At 63.7% G+C, this 16,496-nt stretch carries 13 protein-coding genes; 3 read left to right on the forward strand and 10 right to left on the reverse strand.

Annotated features, from left to right (window positions below; translation table 11 throughout):
- Positions 1–66 precede the first annotated feature (66 nt).
- From VGN68_RS05450 to VGN68_RS05495, 10 genes are all read right to left on the reverse strand, one after another.
- Entirely contained in the window at positions 67–1,404 is a 1,338-nt protein-coding gene (locus VGN68_RS05450) for a TIGR00341 family protein (protein ID WP_327474661.1), read from the reverse strand.
- Between the two features lie 28 nt (positions 1,405–1,432).
- Positions 1,433–2,362, reverse strand: a complete 930-nt coding sequence (locus tag VGN68_RS05455) for an electron transfer flavoprotein subunit alpha/FixB family protein (RefSeq protein ID WP_327474663.1) — start codon at positions 2,360–2,362, stop codon at positions 1,433–1,435.
- Complete coding sequence (locus tag VGN68_RS05460) at positions 2,359–3,108, reverse strand: electron transfer flavoprotein subunit beta/FixA family protein (RefSeq protein ID WP_327474665.1); 750 nt, start codon at positions 3,106–3,108, stop codon at positions 2,359–2,361. The genes VGN68_RS05455 and VGN68_RS05460 overlap by 4 nt, the downstream gene beginning before the upstream one ends.
- Before the next feature lie 230 nt (positions 3,109–3,338).
- Complete coding sequence (gene sucC, locus VGN68_RS05465) at positions 3,339–4,547, reverse strand: ADP-forming succinate--CoA ligase subunit beta (protein ID WP_327474667.1); 1,209 nt, start codon at positions 4,545–4,547, stop codon at positions 3,339–3,341.
- A 171-nt stretch (positions 4,548–4,718) separates the two neighbouring features.
- Positions 4,719–5,024 carry a hypothetical protein gene (locus tag VGN68_RS05470; protein WP_293701957.1) on the reverse strand — a complete coding sequence of 102 codons (306 nt, stop codon included), beginning with the start codon at positions 5,022–5,024 and terminating at the stop codon, positions 4,719–4,721.
- A 6-nt stretch (positions 5,025–5,030) separates the two neighbouring features.
- A complete protein-coding gene (bla, locus tag VGN68_RS05475; protein ID WP_327474672.1) occupies positions 5,031–6,167 on the reverse strand; it encodes a class A beta-lactamase in 1,137 nt (378 codons plus the stop codon).
- A gap of 125 nt (positions 6,168–6,292) precedes the next feature.
- On the reverse strand, positions 6,293–6,982 hold the full coding sequence (gene msrA, locus VGN68_RS05480) for a peptide-methionine (S)-S-oxide reductase MsrA (protein WP_327474673.1): 690 nt from the start codon (positions 6,980–6,982) through the stop codon (positions 6,293–6,295).
- 333 nt (positions 6,983–7,315) lie between these two features.
- Positions 7,316–8,527 carry a pyridoxal phosphate-dependent aminotransferase gene (locus tag VGN68_RS05485; RefSeq protein ID WP_327474674.1) on the reverse strand — a complete coding sequence of 404 codons (1,212 nt, stop codon included), beginning with the start codon at positions 8,525–8,527 and terminating at the stop codon, positions 7,316–7,318.
- A gap of 219 nt (positions 8,528–8,746) precedes the next feature.
- Complete coding sequence (gene pabB / locus VGN68_RS05490; protein ID WP_327474676.1) at positions 8,747–10,555, reverse strand: aminodeoxychorismate synthase component I; 1,809 nt, start codon at positions 10,553–10,555, stop codon at positions 8,747–8,749.
- Positions 10,556–10,606: 51 nt separating this feature from the next.
- Complete coding sequence (locus VGN68_RS05495; RefSeq protein ID WP_327474678.1) at positions 10,607–11,155, reverse strand: hypothetical protein; 549 nt, start codon at positions 11,153–11,155, stop codon at positions 10,607–10,609.
- A 134-nt stretch (positions 11,156–11,289) separates the two neighbouring features.
- Between VGN68_RS05495 and VGN68_RS05500 the strand changes: the two genes are divergently transcribed.
- The 3 genes from VGN68_RS05500 to VGN68_RS05510 all read left to right on the forward strand — a co-directional run bounded on the left by VGN68_RS05500 (position 11,290) and on the right by VGN68_RS05510 (position 16,476).
- Positions 11,290–12,954, forward strand: a complete 1,665-nt coding sequence (locus VGN68_RS05500) for an AMP-binding protein (RefSeq protein ID WP_327474679.1) — start codon at positions 11,290–11,292, stop codon at positions 12,952–12,954.
- Between the two features lie 252 nt (positions 12,955–13,206).
- Entirely contained in the window at positions 13,207–15,783 is a 2,577-nt protein-coding gene (locus VGN68_RS05505; protein ID WP_327474680.1) for a TonB-dependent receptor, read from the forward strand.
- Positions 15,784–16,044: 261 nt separating this feature from the next.
- Complete coding sequence (locus VGN68_RS05510; protein ID WP_327474682.1) at positions 16,045–16,476, forward strand: MerC domain-containing protein; 432 nt, start codon at positions 16,045–16,047, stop codon at positions 16,474–16,476.
- Positions 16,477–16,496 lie beyond the last annotated feature (20 nt).

Below are 16,496 nucleotides of genomic sequence, written 5' to 3' on the forward strand. Positions count from 1 at the left end.
TGCGGCTGCTCAAGGGCATCATGATGACAAAAGAATGACACTGTCGGCGCGTCCATGCCGCTGGTACTAAGGCGCTTCTCCGGCTTCCGTTTCCGGCACCGGTGCCTCAGCCGCGGTCAGTGCGCCGTTCTGGATCAGCCATCGCGGGTGATCCGCCTGCACCGACGCCATGATCCGGTCGACCGCAGCCGCAACCTGTTCGCCCTCGGCCTCGCGGTCGCGCTGGACAATGACGCGGCGGGCCTGGGCATCGATCAGCACCCGGTCGCGGCGCACCAGTTCGCCGACGGTCAGGCTGGCCAGGATCGTGCGGCTATCGGCTTCGCGTTGCTCCAGCGTCGCGATGCGCTGGTTCAGCCGTTCCTCGAACTGCACCGCGGCGTTGGTCTGCTGGCGCAACTGGACGATATTGACGCGCACATTGCGGTCCAGCTCGCTGCGGACATTGCCCGCCAGCCGCTGATTGAGCCGCGCCGCATATTGATCGACCAGCACGACGCCGTCCACGGCGATGTCGTCATTCTCGACCCGCACCGTCAGCGTGTCGATGCGGTCGCCGTCACCCAGCAGGGTATCAAGCTCCGACTGGACTGTCGTACGCGCGCGCAGTTCGCGGGCGATATTGTTCAGCGACAGCGCCAGCGGGATCGACAATATGCCCAGCGTGACGATGATCCCGATCACCTGCATCGCGGTATGCTGCGGGGTCAGCGACGGCCCAAAGCGGTTGAGCCGCGCGACCGCGGTCGCGGCAAAGGCAATCGCCAGCGTATTGGTGAGGAACAGCAGCGCGGCGCCCAGCGCAAAGTCGAAGCGGCCCGTGGCCAGACCAAAACCAACGGTCGAAAGCGGCGGCACCAGCGCGGTCGCAATCGCAACCCCGACCATCACCCCCGACAGCTTGCGCATGATCGCATAGACGCCGGCGATCCCGCCGACGACCGCGACCCCCAGGTCGAGCAGGGTCGGCTGGGTCCGCGCGCGCAGTTCGGATGTGACGTCCTGAATCGGCGACATCCAGATGATCAGCATCGCGACGATGATCGCGACCGCCATGCCCGCAGCCATCGTAACCAGCGATCGTTTGATCAAATTGCTTTCGAGCGTCGCCAGCCCGAAGCCGACCCCCATGATCGGGCCGAGCAACGGCGACACCAGCATCGCGCCGATCACCACCGCCGCCGAGCTTTGCAGCAGGCCCAGCGTCGCGATCGCCGACGACAGCGTAATCAGCAGCAGGAACTTCTTGTCGAGCCGGGCATCGCGCGCAACGCTCGCCAGCGTTAGGGAGCGACCGTGGGTTTCGTCTTCGGCGGTCTCGTCATCCTCTTCGCCGCCACGCGGCGCCGGGCGCGCCGACCGGCGACCCCCCGCGTTGAACGGGGCGTCGCCGAGTCCGGGCACTCCGGGATGCTGGCCAGCCACGACCGGCCTAGATCTTGGCCGTCAGGTCCGGCACCGCGCTGAACAGATCGGCGACGAGGCCGAAGTCCGCGACCTGGAAGATCGGGGCGTCTTCGTCCTTGTTGATCGCGACGATCGTCTTGCTGTCCTTCATCCCCGCCAGATGCTGGATCGCGCCCGAGATGCCGATCGCGAAATAGACCTGCGGCGCGACGATCTTGCCGGTCTGGCCGACCTGATAGTCGTTGGGGACATAGCCCGCATCGACCGCGGCGCGGCTGGCGCCGAGCGCGGCGTTCAGCTTGTCGGCGAGCGGGACGATCACTTCCTGATACTTCTCCGACGAACCCAGCGCGCGGCCGCCCGACACAATGATCTTCGCCGACGTCAGCTCAGGACGATCCTGCTTGGCGATTTCGGCGCCGACGAAGGTCGAGATACCGGCATCGCTGCCCGCGCCGACGGCTTCGATGGTACCCGAACCGCCCGAGGTCGCGGCCTTGTCGAACGCGGTGCCGCGAACGGTGAGGACCAGCTTCGCATCCGATGATTCGACGGTCGCAATCGCGTTGCCCGCGTAGATCGGACGCGTGAAGGTCTTCGGACCTTCGACCGACAGGATTTCCGAAATCTGCATCACGTCGAGCAGCGCAGCGACGCGCGGCGCGATATTCTTGCCGGTCGTCGTCGCAGGCGCGAGGAAGGCGTCGTGCGACGCCATCAGCTCGGCGACGAGCGGCGCGACATTTTCGGGCAGATTGTGACCAAAGGCGGCGTTGTCAGCGACATGCACCTTGCCCACGCCCGCAATCTGCGCGGCTTCCTTGGCAACCGCATCGACGCCCGAACCGGCGACGAGCAGATGGACTTCGCCGAGCTTCGACGCGGCAGTGACCACCGCGAGCGTGGCATCCTTGACGGCGCTGCCGTCATGTTCGACCCAAACCAGAGTTTTCATGAATGCACTCCCATCGCCTTGAGCTTGGCAACCAGTTCATCGACATCGGCGACCTTGACACCCGCCGAGCGGACGGGCGGTTCCGACACCTTGACCATTTTGACCCGCGGCGTCGTATCGACGCCATAATCGGCGGGGGTCTTGGTATCGAGCGGCTTCGACTTCGCCTTCATGATGTTCGGCAGCGAGGCGTAGCGCGGCTCGTTCAGGCGGAGGTCGGTGGTGACGATCGCGGGAAGCTTGAGCTTCACCGTTTCAAGACCGCCGTCGACTTCGCGCGTCACGCTGACATGGTCGCCCTCGACATTGACCGCGCTGGCAAAGGTGCCCTGCGCCCAGCCAGTCAGCGCGGCGAGCATCTGGCCGGTCTGGTTGTTGTCGCCGTCGATCGCCTGCTTGCCGAGGATGACAAGCCCGGGCGCTTCGACATCGGCAATCGCCTTGAAGATTTTCGCGAGCGCCAGCGGTTCGACGTCGTCGTCGGTCTGCACCAGGATCGCGCGGTCGGCGCCCATCGCCAGCGCGGTGCGCAGCGTTTCCTGCGCCTTTGCCGGGCCGACGCTGACAGCGACAACCTCCGTCGCGACGCCCTTTTCCTTCAGGCGGATCGCTTCTTCGATCCCGATCTCGTCGAACGGGTTCATCGACATTTTGACATTCGCCAGATCGACGCCGGTGCCGTCGGATTTGACCCGCGGCTTCACATTGTAATCGAGCACCCGCTTCACGGGGACGAGGATTTTCATGGGCCTAAAGCTCCTCTCAGCAAATTGTGCACTGCGCCATAATTCGCGCTTACGTAAACGTCAACCTAATGCCCCTCTCCCCTTGAGGGAGAGGGTTGCGCAGACTTGCCAGCTTGCTGGCTAGTCGAAGCTGGGTGAGGGGATGACACGTCGCAGGCCCTCACCAAGTTCGACTAGGGCCCGACGGCCCAAGTCTCCCTATCCTCTCCCTCAAGGGGAGAGGATTAAAGTCACGCGACCGCGCGGACTTCCGCGACAATCTTCTTGGCGGCGTCGCCCAGATCGTTGGCCGCGACGATCGGCAGCCCCGAATTGGCGAGGATGTCCTTGCCCTGCTGCACGTTCGTGCCTTCCAGGCGGACGACTAAAGGCACCGACAGATTCACTTCCTTCGCCGCCGCGACGATGCCGTCGGCGATGATGTCGCACTTCATGATGCCGCCAAAGATGTTGACGAGGATGCCCTTCACCGCGGGATCTTTCAGGATGATCTTGAACGCCGCGGTCACCTTTTCCTTCGAAGCGCCGCCGCCGACGTCGAGGAAGTTGGCGGGAAATTCGCCGTTCAGTTTGATGATGTCCATCGTCGCCATCGCGAGGCCCGCGCCATTGACCATGCAGCCGATATTGCCGTCGAGCTTGATGTACGCCAGGTCATATTCCGACGCTTCGACTTCGGCCGGGTCTTCTTCGGTCAGGTCGCGCAGCTCTGCCAGATCCTTGTGGCGGAACATCGCATTGCCATCGAACGCGACCTTGGCGTCGAGCACGAGCAGCTCGTCGCCGTTCGCACCTTCGCACACCGCCAGCGGGTTGATTTCGATCTGTTCGGCATCGGTGCCGAGGAATGCGGCGTACAAACCGGCCAGAACCTTGGCAGCCTGTTTCGCCAGATCGCCCGACAGGCCAAGCGCCGCGGCGACGCTGCGGCCGTGGTGCGGCTGGAGGCCGGTGGCGGGGTCGATGGTGATCGTGTGGATTTTTTCCGGCGTGTCGTGCGCGACGGTTTCGATGTCCATGCCGCCTTCGGTCGAAGCGACGACCGCAACGCGGCTCGAACCGCGATCGACGAGCAGTGCGAGGTAGAATTCCTGCTTAATGTCGGCGCCGTCGGTGATGTACAGGCGGTTGACCTGCTTGCCGGCTTCACCGGTCTGGACCGTCACCAGCGTGTTGCCAAGCATGTCTTTCGCATGCGCTTCGACCTCTTCGATGGTCTTGGCGAGGCGGACACCGCCCTTGGCATCGGGGCCGAGCTCCTTGAACTTGCCCTTGCCGCGGCCGCCAGCATGAATCTGCGACTTCACGACGTAAAGCGGCCCGGGGAGCTGCTTTGCTGCGGCGACGGCTTCTTCGACGCTCATCGCGGCAATGCCCTTGGGCACCGCGACACCATATTTCGCGAGCAGTTCTTTCGCCTGATATTCGTGGATGTTCATGAGGTCTGCCGGGCCTTTCGAGTCTTGGGGCGGGGAGAATTGCCGCCGCCTAAGCACAAGTTGGCGGGCAAGGCTACCCCGCGAATGATCACGTCGCCCCCGCGAAGGCGGGGGCCGCTATACGTGTGTCGCAACGCCAGCGGCCCCCGCCTTCGCGGGGGCGACGTCATTTTACCGAAAAGCGCAGAGCGCCGCCGAGCTGGTCGTCACCGTCAATATCTCGGGGTCTTTCAGCGCGCGGACCTTGTGGAGAAACTGGTTCAGCGACAACTCGCTCATCCTTTTGTCCTTCAGGGTGGAGAGCGAACCCAGGCGGCGCAGCTGGACCAGCGACAGCCGGTCGACCATCCGTTCGGCCATGCAGGAAGCAATCGATTGCGACAGGCCAGCATTGACCAACCCGGTGCGCAGCCGCGCTTCGGGGGTCGCGCAGGCCGCGAGCGCAAGCAGCGACAAGGACAGAACAGCAATCCGCATCAGCGATTATCTTCCATGAAATTCGGCAACCGCGCTCGACACCGCCTGCATCAACGCCATGCGCGCCGGGATCGGCGACGTCGTACTACCCATAAAAACGACAATGGCATAGCGGGTGCCGTCGGGCGCGGTCGCAATGCCGATGTCGTTGTAGCCCGCAGTCATGCCGTTCAAGTTCTGGCCGGTACCGGTCTTGTGCAGGAACTTCCAGCCGGGCGGGAGACCGGCCTTCAACCGCTTCGGCCCGCTTTTGGTCCGGCTCATCACATCGAGCAGATATTCGGTCGATTCGGGCGAGAGCAACGTCCCGCGCGCAAGCCGGGTCAGCGCACTGGCGACCGCTGTCGGGCTGGCGCCGTCGATCGGGTTGGCCAGATAATTGTCCATCGCGGCGCGGCGGGTCGCGGGGGAGAGCGCCGACCGCGCAGTCTCGAAATTGCGCCCGACCGAATAGCTTTGCTGCCACGACATCCCGGCGATGCCGCTTTGCAGCAAGCGTTCGCCGGGGCCGAAGCGGATCGCTCCCAAATCCTTTTTGGAGATATAGGCGCGCACCGCACCCGGTCCGCCGACGGTGCGCAGCAGGCTGTCGTTCGCGGTATTGTCGCTTTGCGTGATCGCTGTTTCGATCAGGCTGCGCACGGTCATCGTGACCGACCCCTGCGCACGGACGCGCGCGGCGAGCGGCTGGTAAAACAGGGTCAAGTCCTCGGGGCCGATCCGCACTTGTTGGTCGAGCCGCAGCCGACCCTGATCGACCGCATCGAGCGCGGTCAGCGCAACCCAGAATTTCGACACGCTTTGCTGCGGGAACAATTCGCCACCGCGCTCGGCAATCGCCCATTCGCCGTCGATCCGCTGCACCGCGATCCCGGTCTTGCCCGGAAAGGCGCGCCACAGGAAATGGATGCGTTCGGTCAGTCCTGCGGGGGGGCGACGAAACCCGGGATCGATAGGACCAACCGGGCGCGGCATCGTCGATCGCACCGGCTGGCCGATCGGCACAGTTACCGAACCCGCGGGCCGCTGAACGACAGGCTGCGGCCGTGGCGGCGGCACCGCGGCACTGCTGACGCAGCCCGCGAGCACCGCGGCGCTGGTGACCATCGCCAGGAACGGTCGGCCCGAAAACTGAAAACCCATGCAAACCCCGCAGCCGACGACTTATATATTATCCCCGATTCTTGGTCTCGCAGGCGAGCATAGGGGGCTAGCGGTTTGCGACGAATGATTCCTCCCGCGCGACGAGTGGCGGCACTGCGGCGCGCTCAGGGCGCCGGGGTCGCGCGCACCATGGTGGGGAACAGCCGCTTGAACGCCGCTAGCTTCGGCGCGTCCCAGCGGACGATATAGCCGTTCGACGGATTGCGGCGCATGAAATCCTGATGATTGGGCTCGGCGCGGTAAAAGCGCTTGTAGCTTTCGACCGGGACGACGATCGGCTTGGCGAAATATTTGCCCTTGCCGATCTGCGCCAGATAGCTCGTCGCGACCTGACGCTGCGTGGCGTCGAGCGGGACGATCGCGGCGCGATATTGCGATCCGACGTCCGGCCCTTGGCGATTCTTCAAGGTCGGATCGGCGACCACCGAAAACAGCACGCGCAGCAGGGTGCCGTAGCTCACCTGCGTCGGATCATAAACGATCCGCACCGCCTCGGCATGGCCCGACGTGCCGTCGTGGGTCAGTTCATATTTCGCGGTCGCGGCGCTGCCGCCATGATAGCCCGATTCGACCGAGATCACGCCCTTAACATTGGCAAAGACGCCCTCGACGCCCCAGAAACAGCCGCCCGCCAGCACCGCGGTCGCGCGCTTCGTCTTCACCGCCGGATCGACGGCCGCAGCGGGCAGCTTGACGACGCTTTCGGCTTGTGCCGGGGCGCATTGCGCCAAGATCGCCCCCGCGACGAGCGTCGCGATGATACGGCTGAATGGCGCGCCGCGGCCTTGCGTCATGCGGGGAGCGGCAGCGCGGGCTGGTTGAGCACGATATAGGTTGCGCCAATCGCGAAACCGGCGAGCATCGACAAAAACCAGTCGGAGCGGAAGAGATTGAGCATGGGGAGCCTCTTTTTTCATCTATCGTTGTTCGCGGCCAAGACCGCTGCGGTTACACCGACGATATGGCGCGCCCCGACCAACCGTGCAGTGATGTCCGTCACCCTAAACAGGATGGCTTACTATCCGGTGAACCGGGCGCTTAACCGCCGTTCATGTCCAGATAGGCTCCGTACCCGGCATTACAAGACCGGTCGGTACAGAATTCCTATGCGCGGGGCGAGCGGCGCTTTAGCGCAGCGCCGCACACGCCTGCTGGATGCGCACGCAGGCTTCTTTCAGCACCGCTTCCGACGTCGCATAGGACACGCGGAAGGCGGGTGACAGGCCAAAGGCCGCGCCATGCACCGCCGCGACCTTCGCGCTGTCGAGGAAATAATCGATCAGCTTCTCGTCGCTGTCGATCAGCGCGCCGTTGGGGGTCTTTTTGCCCATGCAACCGCTTGCGTCCGGATAGACATAGAAAGCGCCATCGGGGGTCGGGCAGTTCAGCCCGGGCGCATCGTTCAACATCGCGACCACCATGTCGCGGCGTTTTTTGAACGCGGCGTTGCGGTCATCAAGGAACTGCTGCGGCCCGCCGAGCGCGGCGGCAGCGGCGGCCTGCGCGATCGAACAGGGGTTCGAGGTCGATTGCGACTGGAGCTTGCCCATCGCCTTGATCAGCCAGGCCGGACCGCCGGCATAGCCGATCCGCCAGCCGGTCATCGCATAGGCTTTCGAACAGCCGTTCACGGTCAGAATGCGGTCGATCAGGTCGGGACAACGCTGCGCAAAGGTCGTGAAGGCGAAATCGGCGTACCAGACATGCTCGTACATATCGTCGGTCATCACCATCACATGGGGATGGCGGCAGATGACTTCGCCCAGCGCGTCGAGCTCCTCGCCCGAATAGGCGGCGCCCGACGGGTTCGACGGCGAGTTGAGCATAACCCAGCGCGTCTTAGGGGTGATCGCCGCGTCAAGCTGTGCCGGGGTGATCTTGTAATTCTGTGCCGCGCCGCCCTCGATGACCACCGGCGTGCCGCCCGCAAACGCCACAATGTCGGGATAGCTCACCCAATAGGGCGCCGGGATGATGACCTCGTCGCCCTTGTCCACGGTCGCGACCAGCGCGTTGAACAGGGTATGCTTGCCGCCGACATTGACCGTGATCTGGTCGAGCCCGAAATCGAGCCCGTTGTCGCGGCGGAACTTGCCGCGGATTGCTTCTTTCAGCGCGACGGTGCCATCGACCAGCGTATATTTGGTCTGGCCGTTACGGATCGCCTCGATTGCCGCTTCCTTGACGAAATCGGGGGTGTCGAAATCGGGCTCGCCCGCGCTAAGGCCAATCACATCGACGCCCGCAGCTTTCAGCGCCGAGACGCGTGCCGTCATCGCGAGCGTCGCCGACGGCTGGATGCGGTTGAGGGCGGCGGATATATGCGGCTTCAGCGACATGACGATACTTTCCGTAGCTTGCGCGGACAGGCGGTGATTTGACCGGAAATTGCGCGGGGCCGCGCCTAAAGCCTCCGCCCGATCTTCGCAAGCGCAGCGTGGGATAAATTAGCTATGCAGCGCAGCACCGAACGAGAGAACAGACAGCGCCCGATCTTACGGCCAGGCTGACTCTCCCGTCTACTACTGTAGCGTGGTAACAGGGTCAGCCTATCTCCGTCACGGCGCGATATCCTTCATCAACCGCGCCGGGATCAGCCCGCGCAGCGAATTGCCGATGAAGAACCCGTCCGCCAGATCGGCCAGCCGCAGATGCGATTCGACCGCGCGCCCCTTGTCGATCAGTTCGGCGCGCAGCACCCCGGGCAGCAGCCCTAGCGCCAGCGGCGGGGTGAGCAGCTGGCCGTCGCGTTCGACAAAGATATTGCTCCAGCTACCCTCGGTCACGAAACCCGGCTCGTCGACAAACACGACCTCGGCGGCGCCGCTTTCCACACGCGCATCGTCATAAGCCGCGCGCTGGCTGGTCTTGTGCGCCAGCCGAAAATCGTCGGCGGCCATCGGCACGGGACGCACCGCGACCGGCACCGGCAGCTCGGCGAGCCGCGGCAGCGGCGACACCTCGACCGCGAGCGCCCCCGATGGCGCCAGCCGCATCCTCACCCGCGCCGCGCTGCGCAGCCGAAAGGTCGCCGATTGCAAACTGTTGCGCGCGCCGTGCCGGTCGAACGCGAAACCCAGCGTTTCGGCGCTCGCCTTCATCCGGGCCAGATGCCCTTCCACCCGTTGCACCCCCTCGATCGGGTCAAAGAACATGGTTTCGATCAGGTCGAAACGCGCCCCCGCTGCCCCCACAAACTCCCCCTTCGCCAGACATTCGCGCCATTCCTCAGCCGGTTGGCTGTCGGCGACAATTCCCGAACCCAATCCCAGCGTGGCGCGATTTGCACCGCCTGGCAAGTCGCCCGCGCGCGCAAGCACCAGCGTGCGGATCGCAACATTGAATGCTGCGTCGCCGTCGGGGTCGATGAAACCGATCGATCCCGTGTAAAGCCCGCGCGCGTCGCCCTCCAGTTCATCGATGATTTCCATCGCCCGCACCTTGGGCGCGCCGGTGATCGAACCGCAGGGAAAGGCGGCGCGCAATACATCGATCGCACCGACGCCGCCCGGCAACCGCGCGCTGACGTCAGAGACGAGCTGGTGGATCGTCGGAAAACTCTCGACGCGGAACAGGTCGGGGACCGCGACCGACCCCGGCACCGCGACGCGCGACAGATCGTTGCGGATCAGGTCGACGATCATCAGATTTTCGGCGCGCTGTTTGGGATCGTCAGCCAGCGCGTGTGCAGCCGCCGCGTCGGCGTCGCTATCAGGCAATCGCGCCGCGGTCCCCTTCATCGGCCGCGCCATCACCTGGCCATCGCGCAGCGCAAAGAACAGCTCCGGCGAATGCGACACGATGGCGCGCTCGCCGGTCCAGATCACCCCGCCATAACCCGCGCGCGCCGTCTGCCGCAGCCGGGCGTGAATCGCCAGCGGATCGCCCAGCACCGGCACATCGGCGCGAAAGGTCAAATTGGCCTGATAAATGTCGCCCGCCGCGATATAGGCGAGCACCGCCTCGACCGCCGCCAGATAATCGGCGCGGGACACCCGCGGCGCCACCGCGCCGATCCACGCGGCTTCGGGATCGGGCAGCAGCGCCGACACCGCATCGGCGTCGATCCGTTCAACCCGCTCGAACAGCCCGAACCAAGCCAGCGGCGGGCAATTCCCATCGACGGGCCGCGGCGCACCTCGCCACGCAGACGCCAACCCCTTACCCGCTTCATAGTGCATATAGCCCGCGGCATGGAGCCCGCGGGCGCTTGCCGTTTCCAGCGCATCAAACAGGGCAGAAATCTCCGCTGCGCCCCGCGCGACCAGAATTTCCACCGGGTTCTGAAACAGGCGCGCGGGCGCTGCGCCGACGGCCCGCGCATCATCGAGCAAAACAAATGGGGGGTTATCGCTGGTCGCGCGCACGTCTAGATCGCCTGACAACGGTGGCCCCGATCCGCTTCGCCCGCGACGGTGTCAACGCTCACGGCGAACGCGAATGCGTTTCAGACTGCCAATCTCGGCAAAATAACTGCCCACCGCGCCGGGAGTGATCACAACCTTTTCGCCCGCCCTGGGGTCGCGCGGCAAATCGGTCTGGTCTGTCTGAATCCAGACCGCGCCATCCTCGATTTCAAAACGCATCTTGTTATAGCCCTCGCGCCGTGCCCATTTGATCGTCGATTCCAGCCGGGTCATCTTTTCCTTGTCGTCGTCGCCTCCGCCAAAGAAGGGGAGATCGCGCAAGGTGAAACCGAACAGCCCGCGCCTTGCCTTTTGCGCCGAATTGCGATCGAAAAAGGTGATGTCACTGGCGATTTGCGCCTGTTCCAGCGCCGCGACCTGCTGGTCGAAACACGCGAGCCGCCCAGCGGCATCGGGAACCGCGCGGCAGTCATAGAGCTGTTGGATCTGCGCCGGGGTGGTCGGGGCATCCTTATCCTTCGCCGCGACCGACGTCGCAATCAGAACGCCCCAAGCGAGCGCGCAGGTTCCGATGGTCGAACGCCAATGCATTAAGTTCATGATCGTCCCCTTAATTGTTGTCTGCACGACTAGCGGCGGCAGTCGCGCGCCGCAAGCGCGGCCCGGTTGCGATGTCGGCTTACTGACCCTAGTGTCAGGAACCCGCACCTCCGCAAAAGGGACAAGCCGCCACAATGCCTGACGAATTTTCCTGGTCGACCGATTATCAGCATCCGACGGCCTGGGATCAGTCGTTCGCGCCGCTGTCGCTGCCCGCGATGTTCGCCGCCAGCGTCGAGCGGAGGGGCGCGGCGGCGATGCTCGATTTCATGGGTCGCCGCTTCTCCTATGCCGAGGTCGCCCGCGGCGCCGCGCGGGTCGCGCGCGGGCTGCAACAGCTGGGAATCGGCAAGGGCCGCCGCGTCGGCCTGTTCCTGCCCAACGTTCCGCATTATGTCGCTGCTTATTATGGCGCGCTCGCCGCCGGGGCGACGGTGGTCAATTTCTCGCCGCTCTACACCGCGCGCGAGCTGGAGGAACAGGTCGAGGATTCGGGGACGGACACCTTGTTCACCGTCAGCGCCGCGGCGCTGCTGCCCACCGCGCTCAAGGTGCTCGACGGGTCGAGCCTTCAGCGACTCGTTGTCGGCTCGGTCGCGGGCGGCCTCACCTGCCACAAGGCACTGCTCTACCGCCTGTTCAAACGCACCGACATTGCCACTATCCCGTCCGACCCCCGCATCATCCGCTTCTCGGCGCTGATCGCCAACGACGCCCGCCCCGACCCGGTCGCCATCGATCCCGAACAGGATGTGGCGCTGATCCAATATACCGGCGGCACCACCGGCACGCCCAAGGGCGCCAAGCTGACCCACCAGAACCTGACCGCCAACGCGCGGCAGGTGAACGCAATCGATCCCGATCATGCGGCGGAGGATCGTATTCTTGGCGTCCTCCCCTTCTTCCACGTCTTTGCCAACACCTGCGTGCTCAATCGCACCATCCTCAACGGTGGCACAATCACCATGCTGCCGCGCTTTGATGCGAAGCAGGCGCTGGCGGCGATCACCCGGACCAAGACGACCGCGCTCCCCGGCGTGCCGACGATGTATCAGGCGCTGCTCGATCATCCCGATCTGGCCAAGACCGACTTCTCCAGCTTACGCATTTGCATTTCGGGCGGCGCGCCGATGCCCGCCGAACTGCGCGAAAAATTCACCGCCGCGACCGGCGCCTCGCTGGTCGAGGGCTATGGCCTCACCGAAAGCTCGGGCGTCGTCGCGACCAACCCTTATGATGGCCCCGTGCGTCCCGGCACGATCGGCCAACCGCTCCCCGCGACGCACATCCGCCTGCTCGACAAGGAAGACCCGACCAAGGCGGCGCCCGCGGGCGAGCCCGGCGAACTCGCGGTCAAGGGGCCGCAGATCATGCAGGGCTATTGGAACCGCCCCGACGCCGATCTCGACAGCTTCACCGCCGACGGCTGGCTGCGCACCGGCGACGTCGCGGTGGTCGAGGACGGCGGCTATATCCGCATCGTCGATCGGCTAAAGGACATGATCGCGGTCGGCGGCTTCAAAGTCTATCCGAGTGTGATCGAGGCGCATCTTTACGAACATCCCGCGGTCAAGGAAGCGATCGTGCTCGGCGTTCCCGACGCCTATCGCGGCGAAGCGCCGAAAGCGTTCGTGACGCTGGAGGAAGGCTTCGAGATTTCAGGCGAGGCGCTCGCCGCCTGGCTCAACCCGCAGCTTGGCAAGCACGAACGGGTGAGCGCGGTCGAAGTACGGCTCAACCTGCCCAAGACGATGATCGGCAAGCTGGATCGCAAGGCTTTGCGGGCGGAACACGCATAGGCATCCTTGGGGCAGGACCCATGAATTGCGCGTTAGAGGCGTCAATATGGCGAAGACATTGAGTTCGGGTGGCCGCCGCGGGTAGCATCGCGAATGGCGGTTGCGCGGAACATGTCCCGGGTCATCTTATCCCGCCGCAAAGGCCGCAAATCGATCCGGAATGTCGTTTGGCTGTAACAGCCCTGGCTTAGCTGCGCTTCGTCGTTGCGCTCTGCATCGACGATCACAGCCAAATCAAAACAGGGACCCGCCATGATCCGTCGCGCTTCCAACCTGCTTGCGTCCAGCCTGCTCGCCCTCGCGGGAGCACTTGCTATTACCGATCCTGCTTTTGCGCAGGTCAGCCCAGCCGATTCCGGCGCCGCGATTCCCGCCGACGACAGCGCACCGGATAGCGGGGCGATCCTCGTCACCGCCACCAGGACGACGCGCTCGTCGACCGAGATACCGCAGGTCGAAATTCAGAAGATTCTACCCGGCGTGTCACCGCTCAAGGCGATCCAGACGCTCCCCGGTGTCCTGTACATCACGGCTGACCCATGGGGTTATAACGAACAGAATGCGCAAATCTTCATCCATGGATTTGCCGCAAACCAGCTTGGCTACACGATGGATGGCATTCCGCTGGGCGACCAGAGCTATGGCAATTACAATGGCCTGTCGCCCCAGCGTGCCGTAATTTCCGAGAATGTGAGCCGCGTCATCGTATCGACAGGCGCGGGCGATCTGGCCACTCCGTCTAACAGCAATCTTGGCGGTACAGTCGAAACCTATTCGTCCGATCCGCTTGACCGCTTTGGCATTCAAGTCGGGCAGACGGTCGGCAGTTACGGCACCTCGCGCACCTTTGGCCGCGTCGACAGCGGTGTGTTCGGCAGCGGCAATTCGCTCTATATCTCCGGCGCTCGCCAGCGCGCCCGTGCGTGGGACTTTAACGGCATACAAGGCGGGTGGCAGGCCAACGCCAAATTTGTCCACGACAGCGACATTGGCAAGATTACGCTCTATTTAGACTATAATGACATGACCCAGCCAAACGAAGATGCGACTGTATTCTTCAAGCCGTCCGCCGGGGGGACGGCGACCCCGGCCCAGCGCTTTACGCCCTATACCAAGCCGTTTTTCTATCCAGAACTCGACTCTTATCGCACAAGCTATTTGAGCGCGCTCGGCAATTCACCGGCGGCCGAAGGCAACAATTATCGCAACTATTATTCGGATGCCCAGCGCACCGACTATCTTGCCTATGGCCGCTATGACGCCCCGCTGGGCGACAATATCACCTGGTCGACGACGGGTTATTTCCATCATAATGATGGCGCGGGCGTCGTGGCAGGCCCCTTGGGACAATCGATCACCACCGCCCAGGCCTATCTTGATCCGGCCTATGCGACGCTTCCCGCCAACTGCCGCTTTACCGCCAATAATAACGGTGTACGGCCGTCAGCGTGCACCGCGCTGACCAATCAGCAAGCCGCGGCAGCCGGCGCCGCGCTTGTCGCCGCGACGGGCGGGTCGGGCCTTATCACCCGGACCACCGAGTATCGGATCGACCGCTGGGGCGTCATTTCTTCGATCCGTGCCGAGATCGGCAATCATAGCATCGAACTGGGTGGTTGGTTCGAACACAACAGCACGACGCAATGGCGTCGCTGGTACGCGGTCGATGTTAACAATCCAGGCCTGAGCACGCCATACATTCGTCCGCGCGATGTCGCGCAACCGCTGTTCACCCAATATCAGGGAGAAGCGCGGATCAAGCAGCTGCAACTGCACCTGCAGGACACTTGGCAGGTGACCGACAAGCTCTTGGTCCAGGGCGGCTTCAAGACCAGCGCCCAATGGGCCGATGGCTGGTACCCGGTGCAGCCGCGCGTGGGTTCGCTTGGCGGAACCACCGCGCTGCCGGAGGGCAAGATCAACACGAAGAAGTGGTTCCTCCCCGCCATTGGCGCGACCTATGATTTCAATGGGCATGAAGAAGTCTATTTCAACGTCCAAAAGAATATGCGGCAATATCAGGCCTATCTGGCGGGCGGTGGGGGGCCATGGTTCACCGGCAGCCAAGCCGCCTTCGATGCCTTTGCCAATGAAGGCAAACCCGAGACAAGCTGGACCTATGAAGCGGGTCTGCGCATCCGGCGCGAGCTCGGTAGCGACATCGGTCTGCAGGCGCAGATCAATTATTACCATGTCAAGTTCAGCAACCGACTTCTCGCGATTCCGACCAATCCGGGCGGCATTGCCGGCAGCGGCATCACCGGCGGTACGTCTGCGCTCGTCAATGTCGGCGACGTGAAAACCAACGGCGTCGATGCCGCTTTCACCTTGCGCCTTGGTCGGAACTTTTCGCTCTATAACGCGGTGTCCTACAATCTCTCGAAATATCAGAGCGACTATACGGCGACGGCGGTCGGTATCGGTGCTGCGACTGACACCTGTATCGGCGGTTTTCTCGTCGTCGGCGGCGTGGTGCCGACCTGTGGCAAGCAACTTCCCGGAACGCCCAAATGGATGAACAAGACAGTGGCATCGCTCGACATTGAACCCGTCGAACTACAACTTGTCGGCGATTATGTCGGTCGTCGGTTCACCACCTTCACCAACGATGCGAGCGTTCCGTCCTACTTCCTCCTCTCGGCGCGTGTCGGCCTGAAGATTCCGGAGACCCTCGTTCCGCTGCGCAAAGCGGAATTGTCCTTGAACGTGACCAACCTCGCCGACAAAAAGGGTGTCTCCACCATCTCGATCGGCTCGGCAACGAACAGCTATTCGGCTTATCCGATAGCGCCTCGGCAGTGGTTCTTGACCTTCTCGGCGGCCTATTGATCGATCCCCGCTGATGAACTGACGACATGTAGTGGGCGGGCTGTTGCTGACACCTGCCCACTACAGTCAGGGCAGCCCATGCCATGGGCGTGGATGGCAATGTGACGGCGACGACCGGCCAATACTCGGTCCGGCCAGGTTCGCGCGCTTTGGCGATGGCGTGCCCCAAAAGGCTTGGTGGCCAATATGTACAATGAGACATTGTAACCTTTGTCATGTTATGCCATATCCCCCATCGCAATTGCCCCAACGGAGAATCGGGTGACCCAAGTCGCCAGCCCAGCCCCTGCATCGACGCGCTTCGGCGCGATGGTCCGGGCTGCGCGCGACGCACGGCCGCTGACGTCGCTCAGCGGCGACCAGTTGGCGATGGGCCTGTCGGGGCTGTGCCTCGTCCATTGCCTCGCCAGCACGGTGCTGTTTGCCTCGATCGCTTCGGTCGGGGTCGCGTTCGACAATCATCTGTTCCACGAGATCGGCCTGATCATCGCGATCGGCTTTGCCCTCATCACCCTCGTTTCCGGCGTCCTCAGCCACGGTTACATGATGCCGTTCGCGGTGGGCAGCTTCGGGCTCGGCATGATGGCGGGCGCACTGTCGCAGCCACATGACGGCAGCGAAGTGCTGGCGACGATGATCGGCGTTACCGTTGTCGCGCTCGGTCACGACCTGAACCGCCGCGCCAGACACTGACGCGGGCGCTGACGACGCCA

The organism is Sphingopyxis sp. (genome assembly GCF_035998965.1).
GTDB lineage: Bacteria > Pseudomonadota > Alphaproteobacteria > Sphingomonadales > Sphingomonadaceae > Sphingopyxis.